Here is a 17,668-nt window from a genome sequence, read left to right on the forward strand (position 1 = left end):
TTTTAACATGGCCCACATCAGACTCAACAATGTCCATGTCAGCTTCCCGCTCTACGAGGTTGCCGAGCGCTCGCTAAAAAAGCGCCTGATGAGCAGCACCACCGGCGGGCGCATCGGCAGCCGGACGGAAGGCGGGAACGGAACTGAGGTCCAGGCGCTCGAAGACATCACCGCGCATTTTGAGCACGGGGATCGAGTCGCCCTCGTCGGTCATAATGGGGCCGGAAAGACCACGCTGCTGCGGGTCCTTGCGGGTATCTATGAGCCGGCGCGGGGCACCATCGAAGTGGAAGGGAGAATCGCCCCGTTGTTCGATGTCGGGCTCGGCATGCAAATGGAGGCCACCGGCTACGACAACATCATCCTGCGTGGCCTCTACCTCGGGTTTAGCCGGCGGGAAATGCAGGAACGCGCTCCGGCCATTGCCGAGTTCAGCGAGCTAGGGGAATTCCTCGATCTCCCCCTGCGCACCTATTCGCTTGGCATGCGCATGCGCCTGGGCTTCTCTGTCTGTACCGAGATCGAGCCCGACATCCTGTTGCTTGACGAGGGGCTGAGTACCGGTGACGCGGCCTTTGTCAAAAAGGCCGACGCACGCCTGCACGAATTCTGGGACAAGGCGGCAATTATTGTCCTTGCCTCGCATTCTGAAGACATGATCCGCAGCCTGTGCAGCAAGGCGATATTGATCGAGCACGGACGCGTATTGCTAACCGGTGATGTTGATGCCGTGCTCGAGCGATACCAGCAGAAAACCGACGCAGCCTGAGCGAGCGACGAAACAACTGCAGGACGGCAGACTTTCTCTGCGCGACTAGCGGGACCAATCAGATCACAGGATGTACTGCGACAAATCCTCGTCGGCCGCCAGTTCACCGAGATTTTGCTCGACATAAGCGGCAGTCACCTCGATGGTGACCCGGTCGAGCTCCGAGGCGTTGAAGGAAACGTCCTCCAGCAGTCGCTCCATCACGGTCGCAAGGCGGCGGGCGCCGATGTTCTCCGAGCGTTCGTTGACTTGCCACGCAATCTCCGCAAGGCGGCGGATGCCGTCTTCCTGAAACTGCAGCGTCACGCCCTCGGTACCCAGCAGTGCCTGATACTGATCCGTCAGGGATTCATTCGGTTCGGTCAGGATGCGGATGAAATCATCGGTGCTAAGCGCCTGGAGCTCAACCCGGATCGGCAGACGTCCCTGCAACTCAGGGATAAGGTCCGACGGCCGCGCGAGGTGGAAGGCACCTGACGCGATAAACAAGACATGATCCGTCTTGATCATTCCGTATTTAGTTGACACCGTGCAGCCTTCCACCAGCGGCAGCAGGTCGCGTTGCACCCCTTCGCGCGAGACATCTGCACCGCCTTGACCCTCGGAGCGCTTAGTGACCTTGTCGATCTCATCAAGAAAGACGATGCCGTTCTGCTCCACATTCTGCACCGCGCGCAGCTTCATCTCCTCTTCATTGACGAGCTTGGCCGCTTCTTCGTCCTGCAGCGCCTTGCGCGCGTCGCGAATGCGCATCTTCCGGCGCTTGGTGCGATTGGAGCCGAGATTCTGAAACAACCCCTGCAGCTGGCTGGTCATTTCCTCCATACCCGGCGGAGCGACAATCTCCACACCCATGGGTGAGAGATTGACCTGCACCTCGATCTCACGCTCGTCGAGTTCGCCAGCGCGCAGCTTGGTGCGGAATTTCTCCCGCGTGGCGGAGCTGGCACCGCTGCTGCGACTTTCCTGATCGAAGTCCGACGGCGGCGGCAGCAGGGCATCGAGGACGCGCTCCTCGGCCGCGGCCTCGGCGCGCTCGCGATTACGCTCCATCTCCTGCTCGCGCTCCATCTTGACCGCGATGTCGGCAAGATCGCGCACGATGGACTCGACATCCCGCCCAACATAGCCGACCTCAGTGAACTTGGTTGCCTCCACCTTGAGGAAGGGCGCATTGGCGAGCTTGGCCAGCCGGCGCGCAATCTCGGTCTTGCCAACGCCAGTGGGGCCGATCATCAGGATGTTCTTGGGCGTGATCTCCGAGCGCATGGGCTCTTCGATCTGCGCCCGGCGCCAGCGATTGCGCAGCGCGATGGCGACCGCGCGCTTGGCCTGATGCTGGCCGATAATGTGCTTATCGAGCTCTTCGACGATGCGTTGGGGAGTAATGTCAGACATGTAGATGCTTGGCTGTCGGTAGTCGATTGTCAGTCTGATGCCCTTGACTGGTGACCTTGACTGATGCAGTTGGTCCGGGGGCAGCGCTGGATCAGGTCAAGTCAGGTCAGTCTTCGGGGGTGAGTTCTTCAAGCACAAGGTTGTGGTTGGTATAGATGCAGATATCGGCGGCAATGGACAAGGCCCGCTCGACAATCTCGCGCGCGCCAAGCTCGGTATTCTCGAGCAGGGCGCGCGCGGCGGACTGCGCGAAGGCACCACCAGAGCCGATCGCCATCAGGTCCTGCTCGGGCTCGATCACATCGCCGGTGCCTGAGATGATCAGCGAGGCCTTGTCATCGGCCACGCACAGCATGGCCTCGAGTCGGCGCAGCATGCGGTCAGTACGCCAGTCCTTGGCCAGCTCCACCGCCGAGCGCACCAGATGTCCCTGATGCTTTTCGAGCTTACCCTCAAAGCGCTCGAACAGGGTGAAGGCATCGGCCGTGGCGCCGGCGAATCCGGCCAGCACCTTGTTCTTGTAGAGCCGACGCACCTTGCGCGCGTTGCCCTTCATGACCATCTGCCCGAGCGACACCTGCCCGTCGCCACCAATGACGACATGCCCGTTGCGTCGAACCGATAAAATGGTAGTACCTTGTAACTGCTGCATGGCGTTGCTTGTCTGCCTGTCGCTCGTCATGACCAGCCCAAACCCGAATGACAGCGACGATCACCCGATGACTTGTTAAATCTGGGTGATTTTGCCGAATCTGGGCGATTTGCTGAGTATGGCTGGCGAAATCAAATTTTGCTGGATCAAATTCTGCTGGCCGCGTGCCGGCAAAAACCTGCATTCTACCTGTCTTGACCGCGGCTCGCCGCGCCGATTACCACACCCGGATGTCCAATCAGCACCCAACTGTCATCTTTTTCGGCACTTGCCTGATCAATACTCTGGCCCCTCGGGCCGGGCTTGCGGCGATGCGGCTGCTGCGACGCGCGGGTGCCCAGGTGCGCTTCCCGCGCGATCAAAGCTGCTGCGGCCAGCCGGCCTACAACGCGGGGTTTGACGACCAGGCGCGACGGGTCGCCCGCGCGCAGCTCAAGGCGCTGGAGGGCGAGGAGCCGATCATTGTGCCCTCGGCCTCCTGTGCCGGAATGTTCCGTCACGAGTATCCGCGCCTGTTCGCTGGCACGCCGGAACAAGCCCCCGCCCAGCACCTGGCGGAGCGCATTGTCGAACTGTGCGACTATCTGCAGCGGATTCTGGGCGTCAATTGGCCGGATCTTGGGCCGCCGGTGCGTGTGGCGCTGCATCAGTCCTGCTCGGCGCGCCGCGAGATGCAGGTGGCGGCACCCGCTCGCGCACTGCTTGAGGGTCTCGCCCAGGTCGAGGTGCTCGAGCCCGCGCGCGCGAGCGATTGCTGCGGCTTCGGCGGTACCTTTGCGGTCAAGCAGCCGGACATCTCCGAAGCCATGACTGCTGACAAGGCCGGAGCCCTGCTAGCAACCGATGCCTCGGTGCTGGTCAGCCAGGATCTCGGTTGCCTGACCAGTCTCGAGGGCTATCTGCGCCGCCAGGGCGCGATGATGCAAGTGCAGCACATCGCCGAATTTCTGTGGGAGCGTATTGCCTCACCCGAGGCTGAGGCACTAAAGACCGGAGACGCGCGATGAGCAGCCCACTGAGGACTCGCCTGCGCGAAGCCCTCGCGCGCGCACCGGCGCGGCGCAATATTGGCCGCGCCATGGCCGGGCTGGTCGACAAACGCCGCGCCGCCTTTCCCGACGCGCAAGCCCTCGAGCAACTGCGCGATCAGGGCCAGGCAATTCGCGACCAGGCACTCGCCAATCTGCCCGCGCTGCTGCGCGAGCTTGAGGCGAACTGCCGCGCCAATGGCATCGAAGTCCATTGGGCGCGCACCGCCGCGGAGGCCAATGAGAAGGTGCGCGAGCTTGTCCAAGCCGCCGGCACCACGAGCGTGCTCAAGGGCAAGTCCATGGTGTCGGAAGAAATCGGCCTGAATGCGGCCCTGGCCGAGGCCGGGATCGAGGCGCTGGAAACCGATCTCGGTGAATGGATCATCCAGCTCGCCGGCGAAGCGCCGTCCCATATCGTCGCACCGGCTGTGCATCTGGACCGCCGCGAAGTCGCCGCGCGCTTTCGCGAGCATTTTCCGGAACTTGAGGTGGGGGAGGAGATCGCCGACCTGACGGCATTGGCCCGCCGGCTCTTGCGTGAGCGCTTCGCGCAACTGCGCGTGGGTATCAGCGGGGTCAATTTCCTGATCGCCGAGACCGGCACCCTGTGCCTGATCGAGAACGAAGGCAACGGCCGGTTGTGCACCACCCTGCCCGAGGTGCATATCGCCATTACCGGCATCGAGAAAGTGATCGCCCGGCTCGATCAACTCCCGCCACTGCTGCGGCTGCTGACCCGCAGCGCCACCGGCCAGCCGATCACCACCTATGTCAATCTCATCAGCGGCCCGCGTGGCACTGATGAGCGCGACGGACCGCGCGCGGTGCATCTGATCCTGCTCGACAACGGCCGCGCGCGCCTGCAGGCGGACCCCGAGCTGCGCGCAACCCTGCGTTGCATCCGCTGCGGTGCCTGCATGAATCACTGCCCGGTCTATACCCGCGTGGGTGGCCATGGCTATGGCACCGTCTATCCCGGCCCCCTGGGCGCCGTGCTCGAGCCGCGCCTGCACGGGCTCGCCGCCCCAGGCGAGCTGGCCGAGGCCTCCAGCCTGTGCGGCGCCTGCGCCGAGGTCTGCCCGGTGCGGATTCCGCTGCCCCAGCTCATTCGCCGGGTGCGACGCGACCGCGCGCGGGTCTCGCCGGGCACTACTGGCAGGCAGGCGCGCCTGTGGTCGCTGTGGGCGGCGATCATGGCGCATCCTGCGCGCGCCCGCGCCGTCACGCGCACGCTGGCGTTGCTCGCACCTGTGATCAACCCCGCACTGCACTGGCTGCCAAGCCCCTGGACCCGTCATCGCCAGCCGCCACAGCTGGCACGGGAAACCCTGGCCAAGCTGGCCAGCGAGGAGGGATTTGGCGATGAGTGAGGCGCGCGAGGGGATTCTTGGTCGCTTGCTTGCCACTGCGGATGCATCCGGCCCCGCATCGCCGGGACAGGCAGCTGCAGATGGCCGGACCGCGACTCATGGCGGCAAGGCCAATGACGATAGCAATCTGGATGAATTCCTCAAGGCGCTGGAGGCCGTGCATGGCGAAGTCCATCGCGTCGGCACCGATTGGCCGGAGGTCATCGCCGAGATGCTGGCGGCTGCCAGGGTCGATCAGCTGTGGTATGGCGCGAACAGCCCGCACGGGGCGCAGTTGCAAGCTCGCTGGCCGTCGCCAAGCGCGGGCAGCGAACTTGCCGGAGCGGTCCCCCGACTCAAGCCCTTTGACAAATCCATCGAGCGCTGCCGCGAGGCGCTCTTCGCCGACCGCAGTGCCGGCTTCACCAGCGCCCAGGCAGCCATCGCCGAGACCGGCACCCTGATCCTCTGGCCCGGCCCGGCCGAGCCACGCACCCTGTCACTGGTGCCCGAGGTCCATTGCGTGCTGCTCGAGCAATCCCGCATCGTTCCAACCCTGGAAGACTGGATGGCGGATTACTGTCAGCAAGCCGATCGCCCGCCCCTGCCGACTAATCTTCTGTTGATCACCGGCCCGTCGAAATCCGCCGACATCGAACAGACTCTGACGTTCGGCGTCCATGGTCCAAAGCGACTGATAGTCTTTCTGAAGAATGGAAACTGACAGTGATCCTCGCAAAATTAAAAGCGCTCTTTTCATTTTGCAAGGACGATTCCTCGCAACATCCATCCTCTCGTGAACATGAGGGTTAAGGTAGACCCCGAAGCGCTTCAGGACTCCCGCCCACTGCACGGCGATACCCCGTCGGTGTGAGACCCGTGAAGCGGCGGAAGGCGCGCGTAAAATGTTGTTGGCTGTCGTAGCCTGCCGTCATGGCGACATCAATGATTTTGGCGCCCGGGTCGCCGAGCAGACCGCGCGCGAGATCGAAGCGCGCCTCCTGTAGAACCTGGGAATAGCAGCTACCGCTCTGCTGAAGGCGGCGCTGCAAAGTACGGGGGCTCATGCCCACAATCTCGGCGACAAGGAGAAGATCCGGGCGCCCGCCGTTCAGATAGGGTTGCAGGATCATGCGCAGGAGATGCAAGAAGCCCCAGGCCTCGGCCTGGTCGCTCGACCCGTTTGCCTGCCCAAGAGACAGGGGCTCGGTGTCCGGCGGGGTCGCCGTACCACCACAAGGTCGCGCCAGATATGCGCTTTCGATCAGGATGGACGGGCAAGCTTGGCCGACAAGCATGCGGGTGTTGGGGAAGGCCTCGCGCGCAAGGGCGGGTGGGGCATAGCGCGACACAAAGGTCAGCTCACGCGGACACCAGTTCGGGCCGGCGAGGTCGCTCATGATAGACATGACGCCTTGCAGATTCAGCCACTCGGCAAAGCAGATGAAGGGGTGGCGAGCCAAGTGAACCATGTCACAGATGACGCGAGTCTGATCGCCTTCCTGCCGCAAGCTCACCCGCAGACCATTGTCCTCCCGACAGGCGATGCGGATGAAGGCCTCCAGACGCTTGTAGCCAGTCTGAGCCGCGAGCATCTCCGCCAGATGGGCGGGCTTGATGGATGCCCGCGACGCTTGCCGAGCACCCAAATAGCCAAGCTCCATGGGCCCCAGGTCACGGCCACATTGCGCGATACACTCGATCGCAACGGGAACACTGACGTAGAGGTCCGGTGCCTCTTCAAGTTGGGGCGGCAACCGCGACCGCGCGAGTTCACGATCAACCGGCATCCCGATCCGGCGCATGACCACCAGATAATCGCGCAAATGTGCCGCCCTGACGATCGCAAGCCTGGCGCTCAACCGTCGTTTCTCCCCCGTGCTCCCCATCTCGCCCCGTGCCGCGCCCCTAAACGTTGGCGCGAAATGGGCAAAACCGGCACCGGACAACAGGTAGCATCGCAAGAGAACATAAAACTCTCAGAGGTGGACTGACAATGACGCAAATAATGACCTCCGCCAGTGCTTGCGCGCTCGTCCTAGCGCTTGGACCGGCTTTCGCTCAGGTCTCTCCCGAAACCCTGGACTCCATCTCAATCCCCGACAAGGCCGAAACCTCGATCGGCACCTTGGAGTTCTTCGACGGCGTACCGAAAGACGCAACCGTTGCCGTCGTCTACGACAACCTCGACCGGATGCGAGGAACGACCGTATTCCTCGACAACATCGGCGCCGTTTCGATGTACGCGGTTCGCACCGGTCTTGCCGATGCCGGGGCAAAGGGCGCGCACAAGATCGCCCTGTTCGAAGAGTTGTTGGATTCCCAAACCCTTGTCGTCACCGCGAACACCTCGACCCTTTACGCCTACACCTACACCGATCTCGCCCAGGACGGCCCGACCGTGATCGAGGTGCCGCCCGGCATGCTGGGATTTCTTGACGACGCCTGGCAGCGCTTTGTCGGCAACATGGGCGTCACCGGCCCGGACAAGGGCAAGGGCGGCAACTACCTGGTGATTCCTCCTGGCTATACCGGCGAAATCCCCGATGGCTACTTTCTGCTCAAGCCGCCGACAAATCGGAATTTTCTGTTCCTGCGCGGCTCGATCAAGGACGGGCTGAAGCCCGCAGTTGAGAATATTACCTCCAATCTGAAGGTCTATCCGCTGAAAGAGGCCGCAAACCCGGTGGCGACCGAATTCGTCAACCTGTCGAACAAGGCTTTCAACACGGTATTCCGAAGCGATGTCAGCTACTTCGAGGCGCTGAATCAGGTCATCCAGGATGAGCCCATCGATGCCATCAGTCCCGAGGTGCGCGGCACCATCGCCGCCATCGGCATTGTCAAGGGCCAGCCCTTCGTGCCCGATGAGCGGATGAAAAAGCTGCTGACCGAAGCCGCCACGCTCGCCGACGCGACCGCCCGCGCCATCACCTACCACCCGCGCTTTGACGGTGTGCGGATCTATCCGGATGACCCCAACAGCGTCTGGTCCACGGCATTCGCCAACCGCAACACCAGTTTCGAGGCCGACGGAACCATGGACCTCGGCGCGCGGGTGCTCTACTACTTCAACGCCGGCGGCGTGACCCCGGCCATGGCCACCAGCCATGCGGGGCAAGGGTCGGACTACGCGCTCGCGCTGCTCGACGCTGACAAGCAGGCATTCGACGGCTCCAAGACCTACAGGCTGCATCTGCCCAAGGATGTGCCGGTCAACGACTTCTGGGCGGTGACCGTCTACGACACCCAGACCCGGTCGCAGCTCCAGACCAGCCAGAACTTCCCGACCGTCGGCAGCCAGTCGAAGGGCATGACCCAGATTCGGACGGTTCCTGGGACCTCTACTTCGCGCCCGAAGCGGCTGCGGGCAAAGAAGGCAACTGGCTGCAGACCGTCCCCGGCAAGAGCTGGTTCACCATCCTGCGCCTCTACGGTCCGCTGGAGCCCTGGATCAACAAGACCTGGCGGCCAGGCGAAATCGAATTGGTTGAATAAAGGGCTTCGAAGGAGCACGTGACAATGACATACAGATTTCTCATTACAACAGTTGCCATCACGACAACAGTTGCCATCACGCTCGCGCTGTCACCGGTAGCGCGGGCGGAGGTCTCGGCGGATACCCTGAAAGCCATTTCGATCCCTGACAAGGTCGAGACGCCCATCGGCACTCTGGAATTCTTCGACGGCGTGCCGACCGACGCCACGGTCGCCACGGTCTACGACAACCTCGACCGCATGCGCGGCGTCCAGGTGTTTCTCGACAATCAGGGTGCTGCGTCGATTTACGCCATGCGAACCGGCAATGCGAGCATCGGCGCGGACGCCTCGAACAAGTTCACCATCACCGCGCAGATGCTGCAGCCGGAATCCCTGTACCTGACCGGCAATACATCGACGCTCTATTCGCTGGGCTATATCGACCTGAAGAAGGAAGGCCCGCTGGTCCTCGAACTTCCCCCCGGCATGTTGGGGTTTGTCGATGACGCCTGGTTCAGGTTCGTCGAAAACCTTGGCCTGATCGGGCCGGACAAGGGCAAGGGCGGGAAATATCTGCTCCTGCCACCGGATCATGAGGGCGACGTCCCGGACGGGTACTTCGTGATAAAGCCAGATACCTACAGCAACCTGGTGTTTCTGCGCGCCTCCATCGCGAAAGGCCTCGCGCCCGCAGTCGAGAACATCAAGACGCACCTGAAGGTCTACCCTCTGGGGCAGGCGGCAAATCCGCCCGAAACGGAGTTCGTCGACCTCTCGGGCGTGAGTTACAACACCATTTCGGCGAATGACTTCAGCTTCTTCGAGGGTCTCAACGAGGTGGTTCAGGAAGAACCCATCGATGCCATCGGTCCGGAAGCGAGGGGGCTTCTGGCGTCCATCGGCATCGTCAAGGGTGAACCCTTCAATCCCGATGCCCGAATGAAGAAGCTCCTGAATCAGGCCGCAACCATCGGCAACGCGACGGCCCGGGCAATCACCTATCAGCCCCGCATTGGCGGCGTCTACATCTACCCCGACACGAACAGCGCCTGGATAACTGCCTACGCCAACAAGAACACCTCCTTCGAGTCGGATGGCACGATGAACCTGGACGCGCGCGTTCTGTTCTATTTCAACTACACCGGCGTGACCCCGGCGATGGCAACCACTCGGGCCGGAGAAGGGTCTGACTACGCTATGGCCTATCTGGATGCCGAAAAGAAGGCTTTTGACGGATCAAAAACCTACAAGCTGACCCTTCCCAAAGATGTGCCAGTCAACAACTTCTGGGCCGTGACACTCTATAACACCCAGACACGTTCGCTGCTGCAGACCGGACAGAAATTCCCGACCGTGGGCAGCCAGAGCGACGGCATGTCGAAGAATGCCGATGGCTCATATGACGTGTATTTTGCCCCGGAAGCCCCCGACGGCAAGGAAGGCAACTGGGTCCAGACCCTGCCCGGTAAGAGTTGGTTCACCATCCTGCGCATGTACGGTCCGCTGGAGCCCTGGATCAACAAGACCTGGCGGCCGGGCGAGATTGAGATTGTGAAGTAGCGCGGTCATTTCCCGCACGTTTCCAACCTGGTTAGATAAGCACAACTGGTACAACTGGAGTTTTTCTATGATCCTGAAACATCTGGCCTCAAAGCTGATGGTGGCTGCTGCCGCTCTCTGCCTTGCCCTACCCGCGCAGGCGGAGCAGAGCGCCGAGGCGCCAAAACTCGAGGAGATTGCCGCGCGGGCCTATCTTTACGGGCTGCAACAGGCGATTTACTACGGCCAGCGCTGGACTTACACCCAGAATGACGCCAAGGACAACATCGTATACGCGGGCCTGAACCAGTTTTCCTGGGTGCGCAAGCAGATTACCCCCGATTATCCGGTGGTGACGCCAAATGCGACGACGCTCTATGGTGCCGGCTTTCTTGACCTGCGCGCAGGGCCGGTTGTCATCGAAGTGCCAGAGATCACGGACCGCTATTTCAGTGTGCAGGTTATGGATCAGTACGGCATTTTCCGCATGATCGTCGGGTCGCCGTTCAATGGCACAAGGGCGCGAAAATATATCCTGGTGCCGCCGGGGTTCACCGGCGATGTTCCGGCGGATTTTCCGACCACCGAAATCGTGCAATGGCCGGCCCTGACCGCTTACGGCGTCGTGCGAATGGCCGTCGAAACCGGATCCGAGGCCGAGATCAAGGAGATCAACGGCTATCAAGATGAAACCACCATTACGCCCCTGGCCGACTGGCTGGCCAATGGCCACAAGGGCATCCCCCAAGCCGACAGAAAAATCGTGAAAGGCGATTTCCTCATCCCAGATGGTCTGCCCGAATATCAGTTCGGTCAGGTCGACAAACAGACTGCCGAGCAGTACTTCACCCTGCTCAGCGTGATCCTGAACGATCCGACCATGCCAACCATGAAGGATTCCATCATGGAAGCCGACATGCTCAAGCAACTTGAGATGTTCAACATCGGCAAGGGCCTGGCCTTTGACTGGGCCAAACTGACAGACGAGCAGCAAACGGCACTCGAGACCGGGTTCAAGGCCGGGTTCGACAACGTGCGCAAGACGCTGAAGACCAACATGATAAACATGAATGGCTGGGGCGTCGTGCGAAATGACGGCGGATTCGAAACCCGCTGGATGGATCGTGCAATCATAGCCGACGCAGCCTGGGCAGCACCGGACAAGAACATCTCGCATGGTGGCGCCTTCCTGTTCACAGATTCCGAAGGCAAGCCCTTCGATGGCAAGAATAGCTACACCCTGACCTTCGACATGAACGATCTGCCGCCGGTCACCCAATTCTGGTCCATCCCGATCTACAGCGCGGAAGGCTATTTTGTGGCCAATGAGATCAACCGCTATACCGTCAACAGCTTCATGCTGGCGGCCGGTGAGTTGGTGGCCAAGGACGGCAAGCTGGTGATCTATATCCAGCACGAAAAGCCTTCTGACCCGGATCGGGCCAAGAACTGGCTTCCGGCGCCGGCCAAAGGGTTTCGCTTCACCGCACGCTTTTACGGCCCCTACGCTCCGCTCGTGAACGGAACCTACGACATGCCCAAAGTGATTAAGGCGCAATAAGCCATTATCGGTGCATGCGAATGGGGCGATGGGTTGGAGAACTGCCAGCGCTCTAAATGGAAATCTGGTTCTGCCGTGGGCTCGAACGCGACCCTGTGTCGCAGGGAACGGCTGCCGCACACGGGCAGCTGCCGCCCCGTCCACGGGCGATTGCCAGGCAACGCGCTGGAAGAACTCGAAGTCCGGCTCGGGCCCAGGTTTTCAGCGGCGTTAAGCGGCCGCGTCTGGGCTGAGACCCCGGAGTCGGCAACTAGTAGTCACTGCCAATCTCAGGGCGGAGTCTGCGAAATAGTTCTGCCATTTTCGCGAGCAACAACTCGCCCGCCGCGTGCAACTCGTCGGCTGGCATCGGACGCGCGATGCCTAAGCCCTGACCGCGCCGGCAGCCAAGCCAAGTCAGCACTGCGGTGTGCTCCAGGGTCTCGATTCCTTCGGCAATCACCGTGCGATTGAAGGCTTGCGAGAGTCGCACCACGCTTTCGACGATCGCCATATCGCCGTGATCCTCCAACATGTCGCGCACGAAGCACTGGTCGATCTTGAGCAGGTCGACGGGCAGGCAGCGGTAACCCTCTGAAACGGCTTCTTCAGTGGACACCTCATCGCTCAAGTTGGAGTAGAATCGCGTTGACTGGCCCCGCCAGTTCCACTACAAAATCACCTCTCCTTATAGGTTTCCGAACCCTTAATAATCGCGTAAGGAAAGTTTCATTAAAGACTTAAACATCTTTCCTCAGAAAGATTTCTTACAAGAGCTGTATCCTCTTGAAAAAATGGCCGTCCGATGCGAGCATTCGTTTCGTTGGTGGAATCTTTTCAGGAGCGGCTATCATGAACGAATTTCCCGGTTACGGTCCAGCACATGAACAGCTGATGCGTCGCTACAGTCGCTCGCTACCGGAAGATCATCGACGCCGGTACGCGGCAGTTGAAGCGGAAAAGATCGGCTATGGCGGCGTCGCTTATGTCGCCCGGGTGCTGGGGATGAGTCGCGCCACCGTTCATAGCGGTTTGCGCGAGCTTGAGGAGTTTGATAGCGACCACCCGCAACGCCCGAGTGGTGACCCGCAGCGCGTGCGTCGCCCGGGAGCGGGGCGCCCGCCGCGGCTGGAAACCGACCCGGGGGCTGAAGAGACCTTCAAAGAGGTTATGGAGGCCCACAGTGCCGGCAGCCCCACCGATGAGCGGGTGCGTTGGAGCGATCTCAATCCCGGGCGCCTGGCGCAGGAACTGCTTGAGCGCGGCATCGCCATCAGCCGCAACACCGCCGCGGCCTGGCTGGAGCAAGCGGGCTTTCGCCCGCGCGCATTGCGCAAGGAGTTGGTCACCGGCGTGGTTGACCCCCAAGAGCGCGACACACAGTTTCGTTACATTGCCGAGTTGCGCCGCCAGGCATACCAACAAGACATCCCGGTGTTCAGTGTCGATACCAAAAAGAAAGAACTGCTCAGCGCGCTGCATCGCCGTGGGACCTGCTACAGCAGCGAGGAGCAATATGTCTATGACCATGATTTTCGCCATTTGGCCGATGGGGTGTTAGTGCCGCACGGGGTCTACGACTGCGCGCGCAACCTCGCCTTCATGACGCTGGGTACCTCGCGCGAGACCAGCGCCTTCGTCTGTGACGCCATCGCGCTGGCTTGGCTCACGTGCTTCCAAACCCTCTACCCCAGCGCGCGCGAAGCGCTGCTGTTGTTCGATTGCGGCGGCGCCAATGCCGCTCGCTCCTTGCGCTTCAAAGAAGATCTGATCGACCTGTCCGCGCGGCTCGGCCTGCGCTTGCGCATTGCCCACTATCCGCCCTACACCTCCAAATGGAACCCCATCGAGCATCGTCTGTTCAGCCAGATCGAACGACGCTGGCGCGGCGTCATCCTCGACACCCCGCAGAAGGCGCTCTCGACCCTGGAGCAGACCCGAACGAAAACCGGTCTGCACGTGGTCGGCCAGATCCTTGATCAATGCTATGAGATCGGCCGCACTTGTTCTGAGACTTTCCGCAGCATTAAAGACAATTTTATTCGCCATGATACGGTTCTTGGCGGATGGAATTACGTTGTTGATGCGAATGGTTTCGATGCATACAGTTGTTTAGCTAATTATTGACTCGTTACTAAATGCATTTTTCAGCAGCAGATTTTCATTGCTAACTCACCAGCCTTCTCTAATGCCATGCAAGAAATTCAAGTCAGCGACATTAATGTTATCGAAACAGCCGTTCTTCCCGCGCCTGAGTACCTCTGCCGGGAGATCAAGCGGACTGAAAGTCAAGCGGATTTCGTCGTCCAATCGAGAAGCGAAATTAATAACATTGTTTTTGGAGGCGACAAACGGCTTCTACTTATCGTAGGCCCGTGTTCAATCCACGATAAAGATGCTGGAATTGAATATGCGAAAAGGTTGGTCGCTTTATCAAGAGAGGTCGATGATCGGATATTGATCGTCATGCGAGTTTATTTTGAAAAACCGCGAACGAGGACCGGATGGAAGGGGCTGATCATGGATCCGCAATTGGACGGATCGGGGGACCTCTTTCTTGGACTCAAACTCGCTCGTCAAGTACTTCGAAGTATCGTCGATCTGAAATTGCCGACTGCCACCGAATTGCTTGATCCAATAACTCCCCAGTATGTTGCCGATCTTATCTCCTGGTCGGCAATAGGCGCGCGAACAACCGAGTCTCAGACTCACAGACAAATGGCATCCGGCTTGTCTATGCCGCTTGGTTTCAAGAATTTGACCAGCGGCGATGTGCAGCCAGCCATCAACGCAATAAAGGCGGCGAGGCAGCCCCAGACCTTTCTCGGGATCAGCCATCAAGGCCTGGCTTCTGCCGTAACAACGCGAGGAAACCCGAATTGCCACGTCATCCTCCGAGGTGGAGACCATGGTCCAAACTTTTCGGCTGAGTCCATTTCGAATGCCCGGGATTTGTTAAAACAAGCGGATTTGCTCCCGTCCGTGATGATCGACTGCAGTCACGGAAACAGCGCAAAGGATCATAGGAGACAGCCGGATGTATTAAGATCCGTGGTTACGGAACTTATTTCTGGAAACGATTCGATTATCGGAGCAATGTTGGAAAGTAATCTCGAAGAAGGCAGCCAATGTTTTCCGCAGCCGAAAGAGAATCTAAAATATGGCCAATCAATTACAGATGCCTGTATTAACTGGGCTACAACCGAATCCCTCATACGCGAAATACACGGCCTTCTTTCGTCGCGGCTTCCTTGACAGGTAGTCGTATGACTTCTGGATTGTTTCCCTACAGCAGGATGAGACAGACCTGCGATGCGGAGACCCGTCCCGCTGCGGGCAGAAGACCTTAATGAGACACGCCCCCTGGCTGAGCCCTCGCGACGCAACGCTCTCATCCACGAGCGTCACCACGCGCGCTTAATCCAGCGGTTGTTCACGATGGTTGCCCATCCCCCGCCTCGGGCGATGGCTCAGACGCCTTGGGCAGCCACCGGTCTAGCATTGCCTTCAATGCGTCGACCATGACCGGCTTGGTGAGAACATCGTCCATGCCGACGTTGAGACAGCGCTGGCGATCTTCCTTGTAGGCGGCCGCAGTCAAGGCGATGATCGGCAGGCGCGGTCGGGCCGTCTCACGCTCCCAATTTCGAATCCGCTCCGTGGCGGCATAGCCGTTCACCACCGGCATCTGACAATCCATGAGCACGAGATCCGGCGCACCCCCCCCCCCCGCATGATCGCCTCAATGGCTTGTTGGCCATCCTCTGCGAGCAGAACGGCCGCGCCAAGCTTGGTCAGCAGGCCCTTGATGACGATGCGGTTGGTCGGTTCGTCGTCGACCGCAAGCACCCGACCAGCGAGCGGAGCCGGACTTGACGGGTCTTGGGGGAGTCGCGCCCCATGGCGGCGTTCCATACCCTCGGCCACGCGCTCAACGCGGATACGGAACCAAAAACGCGACCCACGCCCAACCTGACTGTCCACGCCGGCATCTCCACCCATCAAACGGGCCAGCTCGCGAACAATCGAAAGACCGAGGCCGGTGCCGCCATACAGCCGGGTTGTCGAACTGCTAGTCTGCGAGAACGGCTGAAACAAGTGCGCCTGCTGATCGTCCGGGATACCGATCCCAGTATCGGAGACGGCAAATTCGAGCACAGACATGGAATCCTCGCGCTCCACTTCCCGCGCCTCGATGTCGATACCACCCCGCTCCGTGAATTTGACGGCGTTGTTCACGAGGTTGGAGAGCAGTTGTCGCAGACGCTGGGCGTCGCCCCGATAGACTTGCCCATCCGCGCCGCTCCAGTGCGATTCAAGCCGCAACTGGTCGTTTTTGGACAACTCGGCGAACAGTGCCTGGGTTTCGCGAATGATCTGAGCGGGTTCGAACAGAGTTGCCTCGAGCTGCATCTTGCCCGCCTCGATTTTCGAGAAATCGAGGATGTCGTTGAGCAGGGTCAGCATGGTTTTCCCTGAGTTGAGGATGGTCCTGGCGTAGTCGCGCCGCTCGGTCTCGGCGAGTTCAGGCATCAACAGAAGTTGCGCCATGCCGAGGATGCCATTCATCGGTGTGCGGATCTCGTGGCTCATGGTGGCCAGAAAGCGGCTCTTGGCGCCATTTGCCCGGTCCGCCGCGATCTTGGCGCTTTCGAGTTCGCTATTCGCTTGCTTCAGCGCCGCTTCGGTTCGCTTTTCTGCGGTGATGTCCGTTAGGATGCCGTTCCACAGGACGCTTCCGTCCGATTGCGGAAATGGCGTGGCCCGGTCGCGCAACCATTTGATGTTGTCCGATTGACCGCTGGGGCGGATGCGAGGTTCATGGAACCAGGGTGCGAGGGTCTTGAGCGCCTGTTCCCCCGCAGCCTGATACGCGGGCTGATCCTCGGGAAGGATGCAACGGACAAGCGCATCCGGATTGGCATAGGCGGCTTCCGCCGGGATGCCATACAGGGTTTCGATCCCTGGACTGAGATAGAGAAATCGCCGGGTACCATCGCGATGGACCTGGAATTGATACACCACCCCTGGGATCATCATCATGAGCGCGTTCAGCGCATCCAGCTCGGCTTGTTTGCTGGTCGAAATGTCGCTGATCGCGAGGCGACAGACGGGCGATCCATCGGCATTGGTGGCGGTGGCGGCGTCGAGCTGCACCCAGAGGATCGCTCCGTCCGGTTTCGCCATGCGCAGCTTGCACATCCGTGGCTTGCCGACAGGCTCTGCGTGATCCTGTTCTAGGCCTTGTCGAGCCGCCGAAGGCGCCTTAAACAATGATTTTCGAAACAGGTAGAAGACATCCTGGTCCTCTCTGACAATGAACTGGGAGAGTGGCTGCCTGGTCAGTGCGCTGCGGACCTGACCTAGCAGGGTAGCGGCGGTAAGATTCGCCTCCAGGATCAGTCCCGGTTCCGAGAGAGTGCAATAGCCGACCGGCGCCAGTTCGTAGAGGTCGAAATAACGGGCGTGCGCGGCCTCGATCTCGGCCTGCGCGCGGCGCAGTTCATCGTTTTGCATCTCCAGCTCAATCTGATGCACGTGCAGTTCATGGACGGTTCGCTGGAGGTCTTCTGGGGACAGCGCGGCGATGGCTGCCGGTGATTGGGCCGCCGTGTCGCGTGCGACCTGCTCGGCCCGCTGCCGCAGGGTTTGGTCCGGACCCGGTTCTGAGCCCCCTCGCCGGTCTGTCGGCGGGACTCTTGGTGAGGGTCGGTCATCTGTGCTTGTCATGCATCTCCCCTAATGTTTTCCTTTGACTGGCGCCTCGTAAACGTCGTCCATGGTTGCATGCGAAGTGTCGAGCCGACAGCGTTGCCAAGTCCCATAAAGCGGCTGCGAGGTTAACTGAATCTGGAGCGCCGACTGAGCGATTGGCATGAGTCTATAGCCAACGCACGTTGGAGTGTGGCT

The 17,668-nt window shown here is 60.5% G+C and carries 15 protein-coding genes; 9 read left to right on the forward strand and 6 right to left on the reverse strand.

The window, feature by feature from the left end; translation table 11 throughout:
• Nucleotides 1-7 precede the first annotated feature (7 nt).
• Nucleotides 8-769, forward strand: a complete 762-nt coding sequence (locus Thiosp_RS00545; RefSeq protein WP_201063111.1) for an ABC transporter ATP-binding protein — start codon at nt 8-10, stop codon at nt 767-769.
• A 63-nt stretch (nt 770-832) separates the two neighbouring features.
• Here Thiosp_RS00545 and hslU read toward each other — a convergent pair whose 3' ends face one another.
• Complete coding sequence (gene hslU / locus Thiosp_RS00550; protein ID WP_201063110.1) at nt 833-2,167, reverse strand: ATP-dependent protease ATPase subunit HslU; 1,335 nt, start codon at nt 2,165-2,167, stop codon at nt 833-835.
• A gap of 106 nt (nt 2,168-2,273) precedes the next feature.
• The gene (gene hslV, locus Thiosp_RS00555) at nt 2,274-2,819 is read right to left on the reverse strand and encodes an ATP-dependent protease subunit HslV (protein WP_201063109.1); all 546 of its coding nucleotides are present in this window, start codon (nt 2,817-2,819) and stop codon (nt 2,274-2,276) included.
• A 230-nt stretch (nt 2,820-3,049) separates the two neighbouring features.
• Here hslV and Thiosp_RS00560 point away from each other — a divergent pair, with 230 nt between their 5' ends.
• From Thiosp_RS00560 to Thiosp_RS00570, 3 genes are read left to right on the forward strand one after another with little or no spacing between them, the layout of a single operon-like run.
• A complete protein-coding gene (locus tag Thiosp_RS00560) occupies nt 3,050-3,826 on the forward strand; it encodes a (Fe-S)-binding protein (protein WP_201063123.1) in 777 nt (258 codons plus the stop codon).
• Nucleotides 3,823-5,220: a lactate utilization protein B gene (locus Thiosp_RS00565; protein ID WP_201063108.1), complete on the forward strand. Its 1,398-nt coding sequence runs from the start codon at nt 3,823-3,825 to the stop codon at nt 5,218-5,220. The genes Thiosp_RS00560 and Thiosp_RS00565 overlap by 4 nt, the downstream gene beginning before the upstream one ends.
• Entirely contained in the window at nt 5,213-5,923 is a 711-nt protein-coding gene (locus Thiosp_RS00570) for a LutC/YkgG family protein (protein WP_201063107.1), read from the forward strand. Before Thiosp_RS00565 ends, Thiosp_RS00570 begins: the two co-directional genes overlap by 8 nt.
• A gap of 85 nt (nt 5,924-6,008) precedes the next feature.
• Here Thiosp_RS00570 and Thiosp_RS00575 read toward each other — a convergent pair whose 3' ends face one another.
• Nucleotides 6,009-7,061, reverse strand: a complete 1,053-nt coding sequence (locus Thiosp_RS00575) for an AraC family transcriptional regulator (protein WP_201063106.1) — start codon at nt 7,059-7,061, stop codon at nt 6,009-6,011.
• Between the two features lie 146 nt (nt 7,062-7,207).
• On the opposite strand from Thiosp_RS00575, the gene Thiosp_RS00580 reads away from it, so the two are divergent.
• From Thiosp_RS00580 to Thiosp_RS00590, 3 genes are all read left to right on the forward strand, one after another.
• Nucleotides 7,208-8,719: a DUF1254 domain-containing protein gene (locus Thiosp_RS00580; protein WP_201063105.1), complete on the forward strand. Its 1,512-nt coding sequence runs from the start codon at nt 7,208-7,210 to the stop codon at nt 8,717-8,719.
• A gap of 335 nt (nt 8,720-9,054) precedes the next feature.
• Nucleotides 9,055-10,239, forward strand: a complete 1,185-nt coding sequence (locus tag Thiosp_RS00585; RefSeq protein WP_407702811.1) for a DUF1254 domain-containing protein — start codon at nt 9,055-9,057, stop codon at nt 10,237-10,239.
• A gap of 67 nt (nt 10,240-10,306) precedes the next feature.
• Nucleotides 10,307-11,779, forward strand: a complete 1,473-nt coding sequence (locus Thiosp_RS00590; protein WP_201063103.1) for a DUF1254 domain-containing protein — start codon at nt 10,307-10,309, stop codon at nt 11,777-11,779.
• Between the two features lie 250 nt (nt 11,780-12,029).
• Here Thiosp_RS00590 and Thiosp_RS00595 read toward each other — a convergent pair whose 3' ends face one another.
• Nucleotides 12,030-12,377 carry an EAL domain-containing protein gene (locus Thiosp_RS00595; protein WP_323696769.1) on the reverse strand — a complete coding sequence of 116 codons (348 nt, stop codon included), beginning with the start codon at nt 12,375-12,377 and terminating at the stop codon, nt 12,030-12,032.
• 233 nt (nt 12,378-12,610) lie between these two features.
• Here Thiosp_RS00595 and Thiosp_RS00600 point away from each other — a divergent pair, with 233 nt between their 5' ends.
• Complete coding sequence (locus Thiosp_RS00600; protein WP_323696770.1) at nt 12,611-13,885, forward strand: ISAzo13 family transposase; 1,275 nt, start codon at nt 12,611-12,613, stop codon at nt 13,883-13,885.
• Between the two features lie 66 nt (nt 13,886-13,951).
• On the forward strand, nt 13,952-15,013 hold the full coding sequence (locus tag Thiosp_RS00605) for a 3-deoxy-7-phosphoheptulonate synthase (RefSeq protein ID WP_201068400.1): 1,062 nt from the start codon (nt 13,952-13,954) through the stop codon (nt 15,011-15,013).
• A 178-nt stretch (nt 15,014-15,191) separates the two neighbouring features.
• Here Thiosp_RS00605 and Thiosp_RS00610 read toward each other — a convergent pair whose 3' ends face one another.
• Both Thiosp_RS00610 and Thiosp_RS00615 read right to left on the reverse strand, forming a co-directional pair.
• Nucleotides 15,192-15,458, reverse strand: coding sequence for a response regulator (locus tag Thiosp_RS00610; RefSeq protein ID WP_323696771.1), 267 nt, complete (start codon nt 15,456-15,458; stop codon nt 15,192-15,194).
• Entirely contained in the window at nt 15,434-17,488 is a 2,055-nt protein-coding gene (locus tag Thiosp_RS00615; protein WP_323696773.1) for an ATP-binding protein, read from the reverse strand. Before Thiosp_RS00615 ends, Thiosp_RS00610 begins: the two co-directional genes overlap by 25 nt.
• Between the last annotated feature and the right edge of the window lie 180 nt (nt 17,489-17,668).

Source organism: Thiorhodovibrio litoralis, assembly GCF_033954455.1.
GTDB lineage: Bacteria > Pseudomonadota > Gammaproteobacteria > Chromatiales > Chromatiaceae > Thiorhodovibrio > Thiorhodovibrio litoralis.

Coding starts and splice junctions, on each gene's coding strand:
- Thiosp_RS00560 (WP_201063123.1), top strand. CDS start 3,050: ATGTCCAATCAGCACCCAACTGTCATCTTTTTCGGCACTTGCCTGATC.
- Thiosp_RS00615 (WP_323696773.1), bottom strand. CDS start 17,488: ATGACAAGCACAGATGACCGACCCTCACCAAGAGTCCCGCCGACAGAC.
- Thiosp_RS00580 (WP_201063105.1), top strand. CDS start 7,208: ATGACCTCCGCCAGTGCTTGCGCGCTCGTCCTAGCGCTTGGACCGGCT.
- Thiosp_RS00605 (WP_201068400.1), top strand. CDS start 13,952: ATGCAAGAAATTCAAGTCAGCGACATTAATGTTATCGAAACAGCCGTT.
- Thiosp_RS00600 (WP_323696770.1), top strand. CDS start 12,611: ATGAACGAATTTCCCGGTTACGGTCCAGCACATGAACAGCTGATGCGT.
- Thiosp_RS00545 (WP_201063111.1), top strand. CDS start 8: ATGGCCCACATCAGACTCAACAATGTCCATGTCAGCTTCCCGCTCTAC.
- hslU (WP_201063110.1), bottom strand. CDS start 2,167: ATGTCTGACATTACTCCCCAACGCATCGTCGAAGAGCTCGATAAGCAC.
- Thiosp_RS00585 (WP_407702811.1), top strand. CDS start 9,055: ATGCTGCAGCCGGAATCCCTGTACCTGACCGGCAATACATCGACGCTC.
- hslV (WP_201063109.1), bottom strand. CDS start 2,819: ATGCAGCAGTTACAAGGTACTACCATTTTATCGGTTCGACGCAACGGG.
- Thiosp_RS00565 (WP_201063108.1), top strand. CDS start 3,823: ATGAGCAGCCCACTGAGGACTCGCCTGCGCGAAGCCCTCGCGCGCGCA.
- Thiosp_RS00570 (WP_201063107.1), top strand. CDS start 5,213: ATGAGTGAGGCGCGCGAGGGGATTCTTGGTCGCTTGCTTGCCACTGCG.
- Thiosp_RS00590 (WP_201063103.1), top strand. CDS start 10,307: ATGATCCTGAAACATCTGGCCTCAAAGCTGATGGTGGCTGCTGCCGCT.
- Thiosp_RS00610 (WP_323696771.1), bottom strand. CDS start 15,458: ATGGATTGTCAGATGCCGGTGGTGAACGGCTATGCCGCCACGGAGCGG.